The following is a 17,428-nucleotide window of genomic DNA, read 5'->3' as shown; positions in this document are numbered from 1 at the left end:
ATAAAGATTCAATGAACTAATTACATCTAAATGGTCAAAAAATTATATAGCTAGTAAATAAAATAATTTGCCACGATCACTTTTACAGTCTAGTGGGGACAAAATCAGGATTGAAAATATTAGTGGTGGCGCAGTAGTAAGGCAAATAGTTATTTTTTACCAATGCCTTTCAAGAGTGCTGAGTGGGGAATCTGGAACTGGTAACGGTCTAAATGCCCCACTTAAAGGAGTAATGGTAATTGTTTATTCTCGTCAGCCTAGTTAATGAAAGTTATCCATGTCCAAGCAAGTAGCACAGATGCGATCGCACCAATTAATGTATTAAAAATATTTACTACTTCATTGGTCAGCCAAGTATACTTAGATTGCAGTGTTGCCCCAATCACACTTTCTAGGTTGGTGGCAATAAATGCTGCCAGTACACACCAAGCGACTCCTAATAGATCGATTAAACCAACTCCCCAACCCACAAGTGCGATCGCTACAGAAGCTACAATCCCAGCTAAAGTTCCCTCCAAGCTTACCGCTCCTTCTGTGCCGCGAGGTACTGGTTGGAGTGTGGTAATCAAAAAGGTGCTTTTACCATAAGCTTTACCGACTTCGCTGGCAGTGGTGTCAGCCAGCTTTGTACTGAAACTCGCTACATAGGCTAGTAATAATAGGGACTGGAGACTTGTACTGAGCGAAGCCGAAGTATTGGGGATTAGCGACTGGGGATTAGGTACAAAGAATCCCGAATTTATTATTCCTACTCCCAAGGCACACAGCGCCCCAGTCAAAGCTGAACCCCAGACATTTTCTGGGCCTCTTGCCCCAGAACGCTTTTCGGCAATTCCTTCTGCTTCTTTCTGCGCCATCCCGATGCGGGTAACGCCAGAACCAACCAAAAAATAGAACATTACTACTGCATATCCTTGCCAGCCTAGAGTTACCCAAATTAAGATGGCCAAAAACCAGGCGTGGAATAATCCAGTAGGGGTAAGTAGCTTTTTCGGAGCAATCCAAGCTAAACCCAATAAAATTGTGTTTAATACTACTGCTACTAACCAGGGATTTACAGAATCTATTGAGGATGACATCAGCAATTAATCATGAGTAATTTTGTCTGAATATCAACAGAATAACGAATTTGTGATGCTTAGTGCTTTATTTTTGCAACCTCTCTAGGTAAAGTAATATGTTTGTATTATTAACTAAATTGCGTAGGCATCATTCTGAAAGCTGAGTGTCAAACCATCAATAATGTCTTAGAGGTTGTTTGAAAAGTCTGTAGTAATGTATCAAATATTTGTTTACCCCACCCTAACTCTATGCAAAACTTCTTTTGAGTTAGGTAGACTTTTCTCCGTAGCATCAGAGTACAGTGGCGGAAGTATTACTCAGTCCTCAATCTTAGTAATAAGGATAAAGAATATAAGTTAATGTCAATAAAAACTGTGTCCAAGTTAACCACAATCAAAACTTAATAGCATAAATTGTAGATAGCATAAATTACGAGTATTTTTCACATAAGCTATGAGCCAAACTTTATTCCATCTAGCTTTCCCTGTAACTGACATTGCCCAAACAAAAGCATATTATGTCGATGGTTTGGGCTGCATTCCTGGTCGTGAAAACCACCATGCCCTGATACTCAATCTCTACGGTCATCAATTAGTGGCTCATGTCACCAAAGAACGTTTGATACCGCAACAAACTATCTATCCCAGACACTTTGGGCTGATTTTTACCCAAGAACGCGACTGGCAAGACTTACTACAAAGGGCACAACAACAACAGCTACCTTTTCGTGAAGAAACCAAAAATCGCTTTGTCGGTTCTCCTCTTGAGCATCGCACTTTCTTTTTAGAAGATCCCTTTTATAACCTCATGGAGTTCAAGTATTATCGTTACCCAGAGGCGATTTTTGGGAGTTACGAACATACGCAAATTGGGGATAGAACTTAAAAAATTCGTAATTCGTAATTCGTAATTCGTAATTAAAGATGAATAAATCAAGCGCGGCAATAATTATAGCTGCTACTCGGTGTATTTTTTAGTCAGCAAGGGTAGCTTAATAGGCTTTGCTAAAGCTGCTGTGACTGCCGCTAAACTCCTGGAGTCTGTCAGCATCCAAGGGTGTAGAGTAACTGGTACTATTACTTGGCTTCCTACGGGCATTTGTGAACTATTTGCTGGGACAATCATTAAATCATAAGGTGTCCAGATAGACGTAAAATCTAGCTGCCGCAACATTACAGCATCAGAATTTAAATCCTTGAGAAAAATGCTGTCGGGGCGCATTTGTAGGCAACCAGGACGGCGGGAACCATAAGCTACCACAGTTCCATGATGGGGCGAAGAGATGGTAATAAACCGCTGCACGCGGTTAATTCCTCCTAATCGCTGAACATAGTAACGGCTGACAATTCCTCCCATGCTAAAGCCGATTAAATCTAGGCGTTGTTCTGGCGCAAAGGTCGCTGTAACATAATCGGCTACTTGTTTTGCCAATTCATCAAGACCCACATCACCATTATTAGGAACCAGATTCAGGCTATATACAGACCAACCCTCTAGTCTTAATTGAGCCGCCATTCTATGGAAAACTGCCTCTGTGTCGTCAATACCGTGTATTAACAAAACGGGATTGCGTTGTTGATTTTCAATGTTCATTTACAAAATCTAACTAAATTAAAGGGTGTATTTCACTTTTGTAGACACTTATTGCTCTACAAACTGAAGCTATTGCTTTTCGGATTCTTTAACAGATCCAAAGAGAATTTGTATAAAGTTTTACAAATTAATCTGTTCGTCTGCCAATAGCCTATGACACTCCTCTGACTGGGTGAGAGTAAACTGCTTGTTTAACTTCAATCGGGTATTTACCAAACAAAGAAATGTTAATTCTTGTAAAGCTTGCTTTCAGAATCTTGCTCTTAGCTACAGTAAAATTTAATAATTAGTTCTCGGTGTATGCAGGTTGCAAATGCTTGCAATAGAACATTTTGCCCTGTGGTTTTACTACAATGTTAATTAAGCACAAGCCTATAAGGGTTGTCACCAGAGCGAGGTGATACCAAGTAGATAATGTAACATTTTGTCGTAATTTTTAACAATTACGTTCGAGTTACAAATATAAAAGGTAAAAGGCAGGAGTAATTGTAATGGATTTTATCAAAAAGTTAATTTCGGGTATTCAGGGTTTTCTTGGCGGGATTTTGGGTTTCATTACCGGACTGTTACCAGGGAAGAAAAAAAGCAACGGCTACTTCTTAGAATTGGACGAAGCTAAAGATGCTGCCAAAGATGCTGCTAAAGAGGTAGCATCGAATGCTAAGAAAGTAGCAGAGACAGTTACATCCACAGTTGCATCGAATGCTAAGAAAGTAGCAGAGACGATTACATCAGAAGCACCAACTCCATCTAAGCCAGATTCATTGAACGGAACAAAAACTGCCGCGGCTAAGACTAAGGCTAAGGAAAAATCAGCTAAAAATCCCAAACCAGCCGACGTTCAACTAGTCCAGACTGCTGAGGGTCTTAAAGTTGAACCGGGCAAAAATGCAAAAGCCGCAGCAGCCAAAGTACTCAAAGAGCAGCCAACTGAAACAACCTTTGCACCAAAATATCTTGCTCCTTCGACTACTAGCTCTAATGGTCGTCGTCGTCCAGGAGCGAATATGAGTGCTTATCTAGACATGGCACGTCAGATTAAAACACCTAAATAATTCATAGAGACCGTAAAATTACGGTCTCTGTAGATTAGGCGTGAAGATGCAAGGTTAAGATAACTTTGCCAGTTGTAGATGGGGGAACTCTCCAAAGTAAGAGCGATCGCTTAATTTTCTCCACTACAACTGGATCTTTTAGGATTGAGGTTTCCTCATCCAAAACGACCCTTTCTACGCGACCTTTCTTGACGGTGAACTCAAAGACGATTTCACCACTGAAGCCGGAAGGAAAGTTTAGTTGTTGAAGGTGTTGGGTTAAGTCAGCAATTTCTGTGTCATCCAAACCAATAACACTGATGACTTCTAACTGATGGTTGATGGCTGCGTCTAATATTTCATCTTGTTCCATCTCCTCTAAATCAAAGCTCAAAGACATCTCAACTTCTTTGACTGCTGGAGACTGTGGCGATCGCCTTTTGTAGAGAACATCGGGAGCTTCTGCTGAAGCTGGTGCTGATAACGTTGATAATTTCATTTGAGGTGCAAAACCACCAGCCGGAGCATTGCCAAACACTCCTTGGTAACTAACTGCTTCCGGCATTTCTATCGGGACTTGCATAGACAAGTATTCGCTTCCTGGTTCAACTCGCACGTCATCACTGACAGCCACAAAAGCGGTGTATTGAGAAAGCAGTTGATAAGTTAAGGCTGTTTCTGTAACTGCTTCTATACCAGCTTTAGTTTCAAAGCTCACCATTTGATTCATCAAATCTTTGATGCAAGCACGTCCCCACAACTGCGCTACAGCAAGATTTCCTGTTTCCTTAAATATCAGGTGAAACGTTTTTTCATAGTGCTTACCGCCCGCAGCAATGCCGGAGATATGCAGATTTCCACTAGTTCTATCTTGTTTGCGACCAAATAAAACTAATGGTTGTTCGCAAAATAAATCAGGCGCTACCTTTGGGTAAATCACAGGCGATTCTGTGTCACCCTGCCAAGAGATTTGAATATTTGTGAGTACAGGATTGTTAATTTGCCTGTAAAACTTTTCGGCAACTTCTTCCGTGGGTTCATCATGACGAATAATTCTAGATATTCCCCGGCCAATTTCGGCAATGCGATTCAGTAAAAAACGGTTAACTGAACTACCAGCACCGAAACTATAAAGGCGATTTCCTGGTTGGAGATGCTGTTGTACTTCTGCTAAAATCTCATTTTCGTTGCCGATATAGCCATCAGTTAAGAGTACAACGCTGCGTAATCTTCCGACTGGTGTGGGGAAATTTATGGCTGTACGAATGCCACTGAGCATTTCTGTACTGCCATCAGCTTGTAAATTGTTAATGTAAGCGATCGCTTGGGCACGATTTTCTGGTGTATTCGGCAGAGGTTTTGGCGATAACTGTCTGACTCTATCGGAAAAATCGATAATTGTGAAAGTATCGTTGGGATTCAAGCCATTGATAAATCGCCGCATTAGTTCTTGACACTTCCATAACGGATCGCCAGATTGGGAACCAGAAGTATCCACCAAAAATACAACATCTTTGGGGACAATCTCATCAGTGGAATATTCCAAAGCTGGAATCAGGTATATTGCAAAATGTCCACCGCGATCGTCGGCTTGGCTTAATACTGTGGATTGAGTTTCTTTACCAGAAACTTGATAGCGGAGAATTAAATCTTTGTTGGGAATTGTATCTTCTCCAGCTAATTGAATCCGCACAATTTGATCTGAGTGTTCAATTTTTAATTGATGGGAAGGAGAACGCACTTCGGAAATTGGCAAACCTGCATAAATTTCGACTGTGACATTAATATTGTGACGCGAGCGCGTTCCTTCTGAGACTACAGGCGGTGTGATGCGAGAAGCATCAGGAATTTGGTCTGTATCACCGCTACCATCTATCGGCGTTCCTGGAATATATCTTGGCCCCACCACCATCGGGAAAACAAATTCGTAGTTTCCCGCCTCAAATTTTAAACTTTCGGTGTAACGAATTGTGACATCAATTTGTTCGCCAGGTTTGATGTTAGCCAGAGATTGGGTGAAAATGTTGTCTCGTTCCTGTTCTAGAAGTCCGGCGGTGCGTCCTTCTTGTTTTGCCTTTTCGTAGATGGCTACAGCTTCTTCACGTTTTTTTATATTACCTTTGATGATGCGATCGCCTATTTTGATTTCCATGTCATCCACCGCCGCCTCATCAGGTAACGGAAAAATATAGACTGCTTCTAAAGGCTGCGTGAAGGGATTTTCAAAGCTTTGGATGACATCAACTCGTGATAAATTACCGGCAATTTTTGCGATAACTTCTGTATGCTTGAGTGGAAAAACTAGTTGCTCTCCTTGAGGGGATTGAACATACAAACCCCCTAGCTGTTGATTTTTAGCACTTACTGTATTCATAGAACACTCCTATTTGATTTGTGAACTTACTTTTTAAAGTAGGTAATAAGTAACTTGATTACGAATTACGAATTACGAATTACGAATTATTTAACAAACACCAGTCCACTATACAAATGAAAAGCTGAATCCCAATTAGTCTGTTCCCTACGAAACAGCTCGATGTGAGACTTGATATGACTCAACATTTCTGTTTGATCTAATGTTGTATCTGCAAAAGACGTGAAATCTGACCAGATTTTGACTTGAGGTAGTTGCTGGTCAATCCAACTTGATAAACTATTCCAATTAATTCTGATTGTATTTTGGCTAGCTTGGGGAATGATTTCTAAACCTTGCTGAAATTCATAGCCGTTATCATAAAGTCGAAGAATAGAACGTCTAGCAGGTATGTGTAAATCACAAAACTGAGCATAGTCTTGTGTTTGGGTTTTCCATTCCAGTTTACGGCGGGCATCAACATCTATAACTTGTTCAAAAATGGGCAAAAGTCCTACTACTCTTGCTGTGACTTCTGACCAGTCAAAAGCGAGAGAACCAAGTTGATTTACCTCGTTACGGCAAACAACAGTAGCTTGTGGAGTAGATACTTGGAAATGTTTGACTTGATAAACTTGAATTTGCTGAATTTGCGCTATCGTTGCCCAAAAGCAAGGAATACCAGCCTGCTGTAGCTGTTTCCCATAAAATTTTAGTTCTCCTATTTGGCCAGTGCGGTACAACCTCCAGCCACGACTTGGCAGTATTAATCGTGCAGTGTAGGAGTCTATCTGCATAATCTGGGCAAATTTTCGAGACGCTTCTGTTTTCATCTCGGTACTGAGTGGCTCTAAAACTAGTACGCCAAGTTCGGTGTTATTTGGTTCAGATTTTGCTTGGGAAATAGCTCTTTGTCTTTCTTCTAGTTCAATTTCTTGTAGCCGTCGCAAACCTTGGCGTGCGAGCGTTACTATTTTGGCGTTCCTTGTATCTCGCAGCAGTTGCCGATAAATTTTTTCTGCATCTTGGCGCTTTTGAGATACTTCATGTAGCCGACCGAGATAATATTGTACCCAAGGATTTTCGGGTGATTCTTTTTGCAGCTGTTTGAGTAATTTAGCTGCTGTTTGATAGTCTTTATGCTCAAAGGCGATCGCAACTTGCTCAATCATCACTTTAAATACACGCTGGAGTGATGTCTCGCGCAAAAGTAATTTTGCGTGAGCTATAAATCATTTATACTTCACAAGCTGCGGAAATCAAGGATAATGCTACTACTGGGGCTGTAACTGCTCTCAGGATGCGGCGACCAAGGGAAACAGGCTGAAATCCAAATGCGATCGCATTCTCAATTTCTTGTGTTGTCCATCCCCCTTCTGGCCCAGTAGCAATGACAATCTCCTCAGAGATGCTACTCAGCACTTTGTTTAAATGAGGATACTCTCCACGAGCCTCACAAATATAACGGTGACTTGTCTGATTTCCGGTGACGGCAGTATTAAAAGCAACAGGTTCTAAAATTGTCGGCACGAATGAGCGCTCTGATTGTTCGGCGGCTTCCGCAGCGATGCGCCGCCAGCGTTCGAGCTTTTGAGGACTAGGATGAAGTAAAGTGCGATCGCTCAATACTGGTGCAATACAAGTTACTCCTAACTCTGTACAACACCGCACCACTTCATCAAATCCATTGCCTTTGGGCAACGCCACCATCAGCGTAATTGATACAGGTAATTCTGTTTCTACCAAAAGCGCTTCTAAAACCTGTGCTTGTTCCCCTGCAAGCTGCGCTAACCACCATTTTCCCTTACCATCCATTGCAATAAAGCGATCGCCTTCATGCAAGCGCAACACGCGCCCCAAATAATGCTGTTGTTCTTTTGTAAGTAAAATTTGTCCTTGTTGGAGTTGGGAGGGTGCGATCGCAATTCTTTGCAGTTGAGACATGGGATTTGGAAATTTCAAGAATATCAAATCAAAGATGGACACAGATAAATCCATCTGTGTCCATTCACGGTTTAATTATCTATTCGGCTTACGAAAGATTCTGGAAGTAAACCTCTAGCGCTTCAGTCACCAACTGAGTCATCGGCTTACCTTGGCTTTCTGCTACTTCCTTCAACTTACTATAAACCTCTTCTTTCAAATTGACCCGATGGCGCGATTTGTTTGCACCATTAGCTGTTTGCGGTTCGTAGCTAGCAGTAAATTCGCGGATGGCATCAAAACCAACGCGATCGCAAAAATCACCAAAGCTTTCCTTTGATTTCCGAGATTTCTTAAAGTAAACAAAAATCGGCTCTAAAAAGGTTTCCAAGTCATTATGGTGCAGCTTTTCTGTGTAAGGTTGTGCCAGTCGAGTCTGATTTGGCGAACCTCCTAACCATAGCTGGTAAGATTCTGGAGCGCTACCGACAAAAGCCAATTCTGCCAAGTAAGGACGAGCGCAGCCATTGGGGCATCCTGTCATCCTTACCACAAAATGTTCTTTTTGTAAACCTAGTTTATCCAACAGAGCGCGAATCCGCTCCAAAATACTCGGTATTGCGCGTTCTGATTCTGTGATTGCCAAGCCGCAAGTGGGTAAAGCCGGGCAAGCCATTGCATACCGCACTAAAGGTTCGATTTTACTAGGGTCGTCTCCGACCCCGTAACGACTGAGAATGTCTTGAATAGCTTCCTTGCTACCTGGTTCGATATCGTAAAAAATCAGATTGTGGTTGGCTGTCAGGCGGATGTGTAAGTTGAACTGTTCAACAATTTCCCGCAAAGCAGTTTTCAGTTGCAACGAACCTTCATCTTTGACTCGACCATTGTCAATGGAAATTCCTAAGAATAGCTTGCCATCACCTTGTTCATTCCAGCCGAGGAAGTCGTGAAATTTAAACTCTGGCAGTGGTTTGAAGGCTTCAATTGCTTTACCAAAATATTCTTCAACTTGGGTGCGGAATTTATCTACGCCCCAATCGTTGATTAAATATTTTAATCTGGCATGACGACGGTCGGTGCGATCGCCATAATCTCTCTGGGTAGCAACAATCGCTTTCACTATGTCGTAAACGTCATCTTTCGCCACATAACCGATGGGGTCTGCTAACCTAGCGAAAGTTTCTTCTTTACCGTGGGTTCTACCTAAACCACCACCAGCAAAAATATTAAATCCTTCCAATTGTTTCTTTTTATTGGTAATTACTACCAACGTCAAGTCTTGGGAATACAAATCTACTGAATTATCCCCTGGCACAGTCACGCAAATTTTGAACTTGCGCGGCATATAGTGCGTGCCATAAATCGGTTCTTCGTTGTCATGGATAATTGTGCCATTCCCATTTCTCTGTCGTGCTGCTTTCACCTCTGGGTCTTCTTCAGCACTAATTGCTTTTTCCCCATCTAACCAAATTTCGTAATAAGCACCCGTTTGTGCTGACAACAAATCAGCAATATTCTGGGCATAGTCCCAAGCATACTGATACTCTGGACGATTCTTAAAGGGGGCTGGTGGTGCCATCACATTTCGATTAATGTCGCCGCAAGCTCCTAAAGTTGAACCCAGGTTGTTGACAATGGTGGCAATTGCTGATTTAAGATTTTTCTTTAAAATACCGTGCAGTTGGAAACCTTGACGGGTAGTTGCTCGTAACGTGTGGTTGCCATACTCATCAGCGATTTTATCTAAAGCCAGATACAGCTGCGGCGGTACTAAACCACCCGGATTTTTTGTCCGCAGCATAAACTGGTAATCTTTTTCCTGTCCCTTGGTGCGGTTGTCACGGTTATCCTGCTGGTAAGAACCGTGAAACTTCAAAAGCTGTACCGCATTTTCAGTAAAATGGGTAGTGTCTTGAAGGATCTCAGTTGCTACAGGTTCACGCAAAAAATTACTATTTTCCTTGATCCCTTCTACTTTGGAAGGCTTGCGGCTAGCGATGGGGGAAGGAGCAGATTTAACCATTAGACTTGTATAGTATTCTCAATAAAGCATTAGTAGACGCCGAATCAGCACCCTTCGACTACTTGATCCCCGGTAATCCGGCCGGAATAATGAGGAATATTTTAATTTTATCACGGCAAAAGCTGGCTTTGTCAGTGATGTAATACTTAACAAAACCAGCTTTTTGGAGTAGTGAGTAAAGAAGTGCTGAGTCCTAAGTACTAAGTAAAGTATAAACTGACTGAGGACTCAATAATCTTTTATTTGAAGCGATAACCAATACCACCATTGATGCTAACAGCAGAAGCATCGCTATTTTGATAAGCACCAAGTCCGACTTTGGCATTAGTGTAGACGAGGAAGTTATTAGCAACTTCCGATTCAACGCCAGCACCTACAACTACAGAATCTTTGTTACCTATAGGAGTTGGTGAGCCATCTTTCTCTACAAAAGAATAACCACCAGTTAAATAGGCGTTAGTTCTATTAGCAATAGGCACATCCACAGAAAGTTCTGGAATTATGGCACTTGTTTTATCACTCCAGAGGACATTACCGCGTGCAGAAAACGGCGTAGTTCCTAATTTCACGCGACCTGTGACATTACCACCAAATGTGGCATCATCGTTGATACCTTGTCCGCCACTGGTAACGCCAGCTGCAACACCAGCACCAACATAACTAGCATCAGTACCCTTTTTAGTTTCAGCAGAAGCTTGACCAGCTGATAGGACAAAAGGAGAAACTATTAAGGAAGACAATGCAGAAATTGTCACGAAAGACTTGAGTAAGCGTTTCATAATTTTTACCAAATTTTGTATTTTTTACTTGTATATTCCAAGTCGAAAATAAAGTGACAATGTTCCAAATGATTCCCAGCTTTTATTAAATGACTGTTGTTATTAATGCATAAAGCTTACAGTACAACTATCCCTTCAATTGAAAAATAAGCTGTTATAATTACATCTCAATGTCTTTCAATTCTGGCTGTTTGTTCCCCTGATAGACGCTTTTAAAACTGTCACAATATTTGGAACTAAAACTAAGTCGGGATATGGTAAATAAAATACCCGATTAATAATTTTTGCCGAGCTTTTCAAAGATGATGAAAAAGTAGGCTGTAACATCTGTTGCAACAAGCTATAGAGGAAATCTATAAAGTTAATTTTGAGCAATTCTCGTGGAGATTGAATAATGCTAACCGCTGCAAAAACGTTGTCTGGTTTGATGGGTTTATGTGTCGGTGATGCGTTGGGTGTGCCAGTAGAGTTTACTAGTCGCGCTGAACGAGTAAAATCTCCAGTAACAACGATGTTGGGTTATGGCACATGGAATCAACCACCAGGAACTTGGTCAGATGATAGTTCCTTAAGCTTTTGCTTGGCAGAGTGCCTTTGCAGGGGGTATTCGTTGGATGCTATAGCCAATTCCTTCTGGCGCTGGTACAAGGAGGCTTACTGGACTCCCCGTGGCGATGTCTTTGATATTGGTCAAACTACCCACACAGCAATTATGCGGCTCAAGCAGGGAGTTGTTCCCCATCAGGCAGGTGGTAAGGTTGAAAATAGTAATGGCAATGGTTCGTTGATGAGAATCTTGCCAATGGCTTATTGTCATAGAAACTTCACTTTAGGCGAATTGCTGGCGCGGGTGCATGATGTTTCCGCGATTACCCATGCTCATGCGCGATCGCAAATGGCCTGTGGGATTTATATTAGTATTGCAGTGGCGCTCTTGGAAGGGGCTGACCTGCAAACAGCTTATTTACAAGGATTACAAGATATCCAAACAATTTATTCTGTGCGAGAATTTCTGTTAGAGAAGCCGCATTTTGGCAGAGTTTTTAGTGGTGAGATTGCCAAGATACCAGTAGAAGAGATTAATTCTGGTGGCTATGTGATTGATACCTTGGAGTCATCTCTGTGGTGTTTATTGAATAGCTCGTCTTATTCTGAAGCGGTACTGAAAGCTGTCAACTTAGGCGGAGATACCGATACTACCGCAGCCGTCACTGGTGGATTAGCGGGAATTTACTACGGCGTAGAAAATATTCCTAAACAATGGATGAACCAAATTGCTCGTAGACAGGACATTATCTACTTGGCAGAGCGTTTTGCAAGGGCTGTTTACAGTTAGTTTTTAGTTAAAAATTATACCAAGTATTTAAACAGCGGCTTTTCGCAAGTAAAATCAGTGGTAGAAAAGTTTCATACTGGTTGAACAATGCTAACCGCTGCAAAAACGTTGTCTGGTTTGATGGGTTTATGTGTTGGTGATGCATTGGGTGTACCAGTGGAGTTCACCAGCCGCGCTGAACGAGTAAAATCTCCAGTCACATCGATGCTGGGTTATGGAACTTGGGATGTTCCTGCTGGTACGTGGTCAGATGATAGTTCGCTGACCTTTTGTTTGGCAGAATGTCTTTGTGAGGGATTTTCGCTGGATGCGATTGCTAATTCCTTCTGGCGCTGGTATCACGAAAGTTATTGGACTGCTCAAGGCGAAGTATTTGATATCGGTAACACCACATTTTTAGCAATTGTGAACTGGAAACAAGGAACTCCACCCGTGAAAGCAGGTGGTAGTAGTGAGAATAGTAATGGCAATGGTTCTTTGATGAGAATCTTGCCGATGGCTTATTGTCACAAAAGTTTATCTCTGGATGAATTGATTGCACGGGTACATCAAGTTTCTTCCATTACCCACGCTCATCTCCGTTCTCAAATAGCCTGTGGCATTTATATTAGTATTGCAGTGGCGCTCTTGGAAGGAGCTGACCCCCAAACAGCTTATTTACAAGGATTGCAAGATATTCAAACAATTTATTCTGTGCGGGAATTTTTGTTAGAGAAGCCGCATTTTGGCAGAGTTTTCAGTGGTGAGATTGCCAAGATACCAGTAGAAGAGATTAATTCTGGTGGCTATGTGATTGATACCTTAGAATCATCCTTATGGTGTTTATTAAATAGCTCGTCTTATTCTGAAGCGGTACTGAAAGCTGTCAACTTAGGCGGAGATACAGATACCACCGCTGCTGTCACTGGTGGGTTGGCCGGAATTTATTACGGAGTGGAAAATATTCCTCAAAAATGGCTCAACCAGATTGCTCGTAAGCAGGACATTATTAACTTGGCAACTCGTTTTGAAGCAGCTGTTTACGCTTAAAGTCAGTAGTTGAGAGTAAAGAGTGAGGAGTTATGAAAATCTTAAATCTTCACTCTTTACTTTTAACTTGCTGAGAAATCCACTGCAAGTAGGCTTGAGAACTGGCAACAATTGGTAAAGCAATAATTTCTGGCACTTCATAGGAGTGCAGTTCCTTAATTTTGGCCTCCATTGCCGGAAATTGCGCCAAATCAGTTTTAATCAGTAATTGCCATTCTTGCTCTTTATGCAGTTCTCCTTGCCAAGTGTAAATTGAGTGGATTGGTAATAGACTCACACAAGCAGCGAGTTTAGCTTCCACAAGGGCATTTGCAATTGCTTCTGCCTCCTGTATGTTGCCAGCTGTCACCAATACCACACCATAGTCAGCAGGTGTCTCCATGACCTCTAAACCGTCGTAGACAAGGAATAGACCTGACCATCAATTAGCAATCGTGTGATGCCCTTAGCTTCCAAATGAGTACGAGCCTTATGGAGCATTTTACTATCTGGAACCTTAATCACGCGATCGCGCTTGGTAGAAAAACGCTTGGCGACGCGATGGTTATCAAACACCGGCAGAGTTCTTTGCTGGGTTTCCAGGCTGGGAATTTGTCCCAAGTCACCAAAGTCCTTCAGAGGACGGGTAATTAATTCTGAGGAACGGTCAATTACCAAATAGCAAGTTTTGGGCAAATTGGCTATCGACAGTGGTAAAACTTCAACTGATGCTTCACCTGGTCTGCGTTTTGTGACTAAAGGTCTTTGGTCATCCAGGTCATCGTCATCAAAGTCTTCTTCCTCAAAGTCGTCATCCTCTAAATCATCATCTTCTAAATCCTCTAAATCCTCTGATTCGTCGAGCAAATCTTCGCCCAGCATGTGCGCAATGACGGCCGCTCCTGGATGTTCATTCTTGAGCGGTGGGATAGGAATGCTGACTATCTCCGGCGGTTTTGGCTCTGGAGTTTCTAATTTCTCTGTAACTCGGAGTTTGGGTTTTTCCGCAGCCGAGGGGCGTCGCCGCACCCGTCTACTAGCGGCGATTGACTCCGCCGTTTCCTCTGAGTACAGTTCCTGCTCTACACGAATTATCTTACGTGGCTGTGGCTCAACCTTTGGCAATTCCAAGGGTTGGCTTTCACTAGGTGGAACTTCTATGTCCGGCTCTGGTTGACTCAGCAGCGGTAACTGCTCGTAGCTTACCTGTGCCCTTCCCTCAGGAGTTCTCGCAGCCCGCTTTAAAGAGACTAAGTATTCATACTCATCCTCTGGCAAAGTGCTTTTGAGTAGGCGACTAATTGTCGAGTTACTCACACCATAGCGGTCTGCCAAAGTTGAGGTTGTTTCGGCAGTCTCTCGATATAACTTCAGAATTTCTTGCTTGTCAGAGTCTGTTAATTTTCTCACGGTAGATACCAAAAATCCTTACTTAAGCTCGTTTCCGTCCGCTGGTACGCCGCGTTCGTCTTAGTGATGCGTCATATTCTAAGACAGCGCCCATGCCAAATAACACTCCACTAAACACCCAAAACACTTCTAATATCTCCCCACTTTGATAATTGGGGCCTTGGGCGTATTTAAACCACATATCTGCAATGTAGAGCGAAAAGGCGGCCGCCGCAATCATTCGCCAAGACTGGGAAACTCTTCCCCCCCAAAAGGCTAGTAGCAGAGTGGTAGCAATAATTAACAAAACTACATCGCTAACTACGTAAAACCAATTCAAAATAGCGACTAGCAGTTCTGAGGGTGTTTCCTGTTGCATAGAAATCCACCATGCCAACAAACTACCGAACACTGCAATTGCTAATACAATTAGCCACTGCCATTTTTCCAGATTGATTCGCCTGGAAGCCACAGCTAAAATCATGCCTGCGCCAAGTAATAGATAAGTCAGTACAAAAAATATATCGCCTACAGACACATCCGGTTCATCTTTTAAAACTATTTCGGTATAGCCGAAAATTATCCCCCCAACGAAATAGGAAAGCATACCTAGCCCAATTAAGAGCCAAACATTCCGGCCACTGACGATTTGCGGACTCAGCCAGTTCCTCAAGCATAAGATACTGGCACCCAAATAAGCTAAAGCTTCAAAAATATTTGTACCAATCACATACCACTCGGCCCGGCTTTCTATGCCATCGGCTCCAGGAACTTTGGCACTAAACAACAAAAAGTATAACAGTGCCAGTACGGCCCAGCCAATATTAGCTAAGACAATGTTCTGAGTAGTGAAAATTGATTTAGAAAGGAACGAATTCTCGTAAGAGTTATTCATAGGAGCAAGACTTATGTAGATGCACTCTGGCAGTATTTTGAGTTAAATGACTGTATATCTAGCAGTGTGTCTGCTAGGTAATACACAATCGGACACCAAAAGCAAGTGCCAGTGGCAGGAATTTTGTGAAAAAATTTCCATGCTACTGCCATAGTTTACCTAGTGGCGATTGATTTAGCCAAGTGATAAACAGCGATCGCTCGGCTTCTGGCATATCTTCTAGCTTATAAATTACTTGTTTGGTAAAATTAGCATTGCCAAAATAGGCTTTTCCTAATCTATGCAGTTCTTGTAACAGGATAACTACATGATTTTCTTGCCAATCAGGTATTTTGGCTGTTGGCAAAGGATTAGTAGATACCAGATATTTCACTGCTTCTAGGGAAGATGCTTGAGGAAATTGTTTTTGCTTGAACACCTCCGCAATATCTTTTTCAAATAATGCAGCTTGTCTAGCACCTAAAAATTCTTCAATGTCGATAGCAACACCCTGCAACAGCAAAATACCGGCTTGGATTAAAATCGCCGTTTTGCCATGACCACCTGTGTCACTATCCAGTTGCTCTAAACGGATTTTACCCCAAACACTAAAGCGTTCCGGTTCCTCCAGCAAAACACAGGCTTTACCTCGGTTATCCGTTAATTCTCTCCATAAGGCTCTAGCTTCTTCCTCTTGACTAGCTTTGAAAACACTAATCAAGCGGAAAGTCTGCCCTTGATAACTGAGAATCGGCACCTGCTGATCCTTTTTTGGGTGCTGAATGCTTGATATTTCAACATCCTGCCGTTTGAGAATAAACATGGCACTAGCAAATAACTCCTCACAGGGGCACTCTTAATATGGAATATATAATGGCATTTGGCAGTATCGCCAAGGCTGAAATTACCTAGCATACTGTGGAAATGAGCCTAGCGATCGCCAGATCCTTCCCGAAGGTAGCCGCCCAGAGGACGTTAGCGCTAACGGGCAAATAACCCCTTGACAACACAATATATCTAAACCAATACCCCATCTGTTTCGTTTTCGGTGTAGATTGCACTAACTAGCGACTAGCATCTTAGCCTTGCTAGTAGTAAATCTGCAATTTTTGATTGCTTCTTGGTAGGTGAAGACGATATAATAGTGTAGGTGACTCCTTCGGGAGCCATTATTTTGTTTTGGGCGCGTAGCTCAGTGGATAGAGCAATTGCCTTCTAAGCAATCGGTCGCAGGTTCGAGCCCTGCCGCGCTCGTTTTAACTCAATATGAACCCTCAAGGGGTGTGAAGTGATATGATGATTTCCACATTGAGGGTTCGTTATTGTTGCATCATACCAAGAACAAAGGCGATATTGCTGCTACGAAAGCGATCGCGGATCTAACGCTTAAAGGATACTTGATTCTGACACCACTTGTTTGTGAGCATTTACCTTTCGATTTTGTTGCTTACAAAGACGATAAATTTTACAAAATCCAAGCTAAATACGCGGGAGATAATAGAGTAGTCAATAAAACTATTTGGGTAGATAAAAACGGGACTCATCAGAAGAAGTACAAAGTAAATGACTTTGACTTTTATGCTGTTTATCTGTCTGACATAGATAAAGTTGTTTATCCATCAGTTCACTTTAATGGTTGCTACATAACTACCCAGATACCTAATTCAGCTACACCGTTTTACTGGTGGGAGGATTTTATAGACTTTACTGAAGCAGCGTCTAAGCGAACCTACAAGGAGTTTGGTGTTGATTTAACAACTAGAAAGGTTAACCCGGACTCTAGAATTCATACTAGAAAAGTTGAAAGACCATCAAAAGAAGAACTAGGAAAACTAGTTTGGGAAAAGCCAACTGCACAAATTGGGAGAGATTTTGGCGTGTCTGATAAGGCTGTAGAAAAGTGGTGTAAGGCTTATGGGGTAGAAAAGCCACCTAGAGGATATTGGATTAAGAAAGCTTATGGAAAAGTAGAAGGATAGTTAAAATCTGGTGAGGAGGAAATTTAGGGGCTAGCCATTATTAGGTTAATAAGTATGGTTTTAACAGTACCT

16 protein-coding genes and 1 tRNA gene are annotated in these 17,428 nt (G+C 42.1%); 6 read left to right on the top strand and 11 right to left on the bottom strand.

What is annotated here, in order from left to right; genetic code table 11:
- Window positions 1-257 precede the first annotated feature (257 nt).
- A complete protein-coding gene (locus tag ACM0OX_RS08150) occupies window positions 258-1,079 on the bottom strand; it encodes a DUF92 domain-containing protein (RefSeq protein ID WP_414514436.1) in 822 nt (273 codons plus the stop codon).
- A gap of 436 nt (window positions 1,080-1,515) precedes the next feature.
- Here ACM0OX_RS08150 and ACM0OX_RS08145 point away from each other — a divergent pair, with 436 nt between their 5' ends.
- Complete coding sequence (locus ACM0OX_RS08145; RefSeq protein WP_414514435.1) at window positions 1,516-1,947, top strand: VOC family protein; 432 nt, start codon at window positions 1,516-1,518, stop codon at window positions 1,945-1,947.
- 72 nt (window positions 1,948-2,019) lie between these two features.
- Here ACM0OX_RS08145 and ACM0OX_RS08140 read toward each other — a convergent pair whose 3' ends face one another.
- The gene (locus tag ACM0OX_RS08140) at window positions 2,020-2,655 is read right to left on the bottom strand and encodes an esterase/lipase family protein (protein WP_414514434.1); all 636 of its coding nucleotides are present in this window, start codon (window positions 2,653-2,655) and stop codon (window positions 2,020-2,022) included.
- Window positions 2,656-3,146: 491 nt separating this feature from the next.
- On the opposite strand from ACM0OX_RS08140, the gene ACM0OX_RS08135 reads away from it, so the two are divergent.
- Window positions 3,147-3,710: a hypothetical protein gene (locus ACM0OX_RS08135; protein ID WP_334836775.1), complete on the top strand. Its 564-nt coding sequence runs from the start codon at window positions 3,147-3,149 to the stop codon at window positions 3,708-3,710.
- 34 nt (window positions 3,711-3,744) lie between these two features.
- On the opposite strand, the gene ACM0OX_RS08130 is transcribed toward ACM0OX_RS08135, so the two are convergent.
- From ACM0OX_RS08130 to ACM0OX_RS08110, 5 genes are all read right to left on the bottom strand, one after another.
- Window positions 3,745-6,063 carry a VIT domain-containing protein gene (locus ACM0OX_RS08130; protein ID WP_414514433.1) on the bottom strand — a complete coding sequence of 773 codons (2,319 nt, stop codon included), beginning with the start codon at window positions 6,061-6,063 and terminating at the stop codon, window positions 3,745-3,747.
- A gap of 86 nt (window positions 6,064-6,149) precedes the next feature.
- Entirely contained in the window at window positions 6,150-7,214 is a 1,065-nt protein-coding gene (locus ACM0OX_RS08125) for a tetratricopeptide repeat protein (RefSeq protein ID WP_414514432.1), read from the bottom strand.
- A gap of 64 nt (window positions 7,215-7,278) precedes the next feature.
- Window positions 7,279-7,986, bottom strand: coding sequence for a 16S rRNA (uracil(1498)-N(3))-methyltransferase (locus ACM0OX_RS08120; RefSeq protein WP_414514474.1), 708 nt, complete (start codon window positions 7,984-7,986; stop codon window positions 7,279-7,281).
- An 88-nt stretch (window positions 7,987-8,074) separates the two neighbouring features.
- Entirely contained in the window at window positions 8,075-9,991 is a 1,917-nt protein-coding gene (gene sir, locus ACM0OX_RS08115; RefSeq protein WP_414514431.1) for a sulfite reductase, ferredoxin dependent, read from the bottom strand.
- Window positions 9,992-10,230: 239 nt separating this feature from the next.
- Window positions 10,231-10,770: a hypothetical protein gene (locus ACM0OX_RS08110; protein ID WP_414514430.1), complete on the bottom strand. Its 540-nt coding sequence runs from the start codon at window positions 10,768-10,770 to the stop codon at window positions 10,231-10,233.
- A gap of 394 nt (window positions 10,771-11,164) precedes the next feature.
- Here ACM0OX_RS08110 and ACM0OX_RS08105 point away from each other — a divergent pair, with 394 nt between their 5' ends.
- Window positions 11,165-12,106: an ADP-ribosylglycohydrolase family protein gene (locus ACM0OX_RS08105; protein WP_414514429.1), complete on the top strand. Its 942-nt coding sequence runs from the start codon at window positions 11,165-11,167 to the stop codon at window positions 12,104-12,106.
- Between the two features lie 87 nt (window positions 12,107-12,193).
- Entirely contained in the window at window positions 12,194-13,135 is a 942-nt protein-coding gene (locus ACM0OX_RS08100; protein ID WP_414514428.1) for an ADP-ribosylglycohydrolase family protein, read from the top strand.
- A 49-nt stretch (window positions 13,136-13,184) separates the two neighbouring features.
- On the opposite strand, the gene cutA is transcribed toward ACM0OX_RS08100, so the two are convergent.
- The 4 genes from cutA to ACM0OX_RS08080 form a co-directional block, all read right to left on the bottom strand.
- The gene (gene cutA, locus ACM0OX_RS08095; RefSeq protein WP_414514427.1) at window positions 13,185-13,517 is read right to left on the bottom strand and encodes a divalent-cation tolerance protein CutA; all 333 of its coding nucleotides are present in this window, start codon (window positions 13,515-13,517) and stop codon (window positions 13,185-13,187) included.
- Window positions 13,518-13,522: 5 nt separating this feature from the next.
- Window positions 13,523-14,524, bottom strand: coding sequence for a transposase (locus ACM0OX_RS08090; protein ID WP_414514426.1), 1,002 nt, complete (start codon window positions 14,522-14,524; stop codon window positions 13,523-13,525).
- Between the two features lie 22 nt (window positions 14,525-14,546).
- Window positions 14,547-15,398 carry a hypothetical protein gene (locus ACM0OX_RS08085; RefSeq protein ID WP_104908316.1) on the bottom strand — a complete coding sequence of 284 codons (852 nt, stop codon included), beginning with the start codon at window positions 15,396-15,398 and terminating at the stop codon, window positions 14,547-14,549.
- A gap of 142 nt (window positions 15,399-15,540) precedes the next feature.
- Entirely contained in the window at window positions 15,541-16,200 is a 660-nt protein-coding gene (locus ACM0OX_RS08080) for an Npun_F0813 family protein (RefSeq protein ID WP_414514425.1), read from the bottom strand.
- A gap of 358 nt (window positions 16,201-16,558) precedes the next feature.
- Between ACM0OX_RS08080 and ACM0OX_RS08075 the strand changes: the two genes are divergently transcribed.
- Together ACM0OX_RS08075 and ACM0OX_RS08070 are read left to right on the top strand one after the other, a co-directional pair.
- A tRNA-Arg gene (locus tag ACM0OX_RS08075) sits at window positions 16,559-16,631 on the top strand.
- A 68-nt stretch (window positions 16,632-16,699) separates the two neighbouring features.
- On the top strand, window positions 16,700-17,356 hold the full coding sequence (locus ACM0OX_RS08070; RefSeq protein ID WP_414514424.1) for a group I intron-associated PD-(D/E)XK endonuclease: 657 nt from the start codon (window positions 16,700-16,702) through the stop codon (window positions 17,354-17,356).
- Window positions 17,357-17,428 lie beyond the last annotated feature (72 nt).

This window comes from Nostoc sp. PCC 9305 (assembly GCF_963920915.1).
GTDB lineage: Bacteria > Cyanobacteriota > Cyanobacteriia > Cyanobacteriales > Nostocaceae > Nostoc.
Note: the sequence above shows the minus strand (reverse complement) of the source record. Positions and strands in the feature narration are given on the sequence as shown.

What these genes read in the sequence shown, in the direction of transcription:
- ACM0OX_RS08125 (WP_414514432.1), bottom strand. Translation starts at nt 7,214, where the DNA reads ATGATTGAGCAAGTTGCGATCGCCTTTGAGCATAAAGACTATCAAACA.
- sir (WP_414514431.1), bottom strand. Translation starts at nt 9,991, where the DNA reads ATGGTTAAATCTGCTCCTTCCCCCATCGCTAGCCGCAAGCCTTCCAAA.
- ACM0OX_RS08110 (WP_414514430.1), bottom strand. Translation starts at nt 10,770, where the DNA reads ATGAAACGCTTACTCAAGTCTTTCGTGACAATTTCTGCATTGTCTTCC.
- ACM0OX_RS08130 (WP_414514433.1), bottom strand. Translation starts at nt 6,063, where the DNA reads ATGAATACAGTAAGTGCTAAAAATCAACAGCTAGGGGGTTTGTATGTT.
- ACM0OX_RS08150 (WP_414514436.1), bottom strand. Translation starts at nt 1,079, where the DNA reads ATGTCATCCTCAATAGATTCTGTAAATCCCTGGTTAGTAGCAGTAGTA.
- ACM0OX_RS08140 (WP_414514434.1), bottom strand. Translation starts at nt 2,655, where the DNA reads ATGAACATTGAAAATCAACAACGCAATCCCGTTTTGTTAATACACGGT.
- cutA (WP_414514427.1), bottom strand. Translation starts at nt 13,517, where the DNA reads ATGGAGACACCTGCTGACTATGGTGTGGTATTGGTGACAGCTGGCAAC.
- ACM0OX_RS08145 (WP_414514435.1), top strand. Translation starts at nt 1,516, where the DNA reads ATGAGCCAAACTTTATTCCATCTAGCTTTCCCTGTAACTGACATTGCC.
- ACM0OX_RS08080 (WP_414514425.1), bottom strand. Translation starts at nt 16,200, where the DNA reads ATGTTTATTCTCAAACGGCAGGATGTTGAAATATCAAGCATTCAGCAC.
- ACM0OX_RS08100 (WP_414514428.1), top strand. Translation starts at nt 12,194, where the DNA reads ATGCTAACCGCTGCAAAAACGTTGTCTGGTTTGATGGGTTTATGTGTT.
- ACM0OX_RS08120 (WP_414514474.1), bottom strand. Translation starts at nt 7,986, where the DNA reads ATGTCTCAACTGCAAAGAATTGCGATCGCACCCTCCCAACTCCAACAA.
- ACM0OX_RS08105 (WP_414514429.1), top strand. Translation starts at nt 11,165, where the DNA reads ATGCTAACCGCTGCAAAAACGTTGTCTGGTTTGATGGGTTTATGTGTC.
- ACM0OX_RS08135 (WP_334836775.1), top strand. Translation starts at nt 3,147, where the DNA reads ATGGATTTTATCAAAAAGTTAATTTCGGGTATTCAGGGTTTTCTTGGC.
- ACM0OX_RS08085 (WP_104908316.1), bottom strand. Translation starts at nt 15,398, where the DNA reads ATGAATAACTCTTACGAGAATTCGTTCCTTTCTAAATCAATTTTCACT.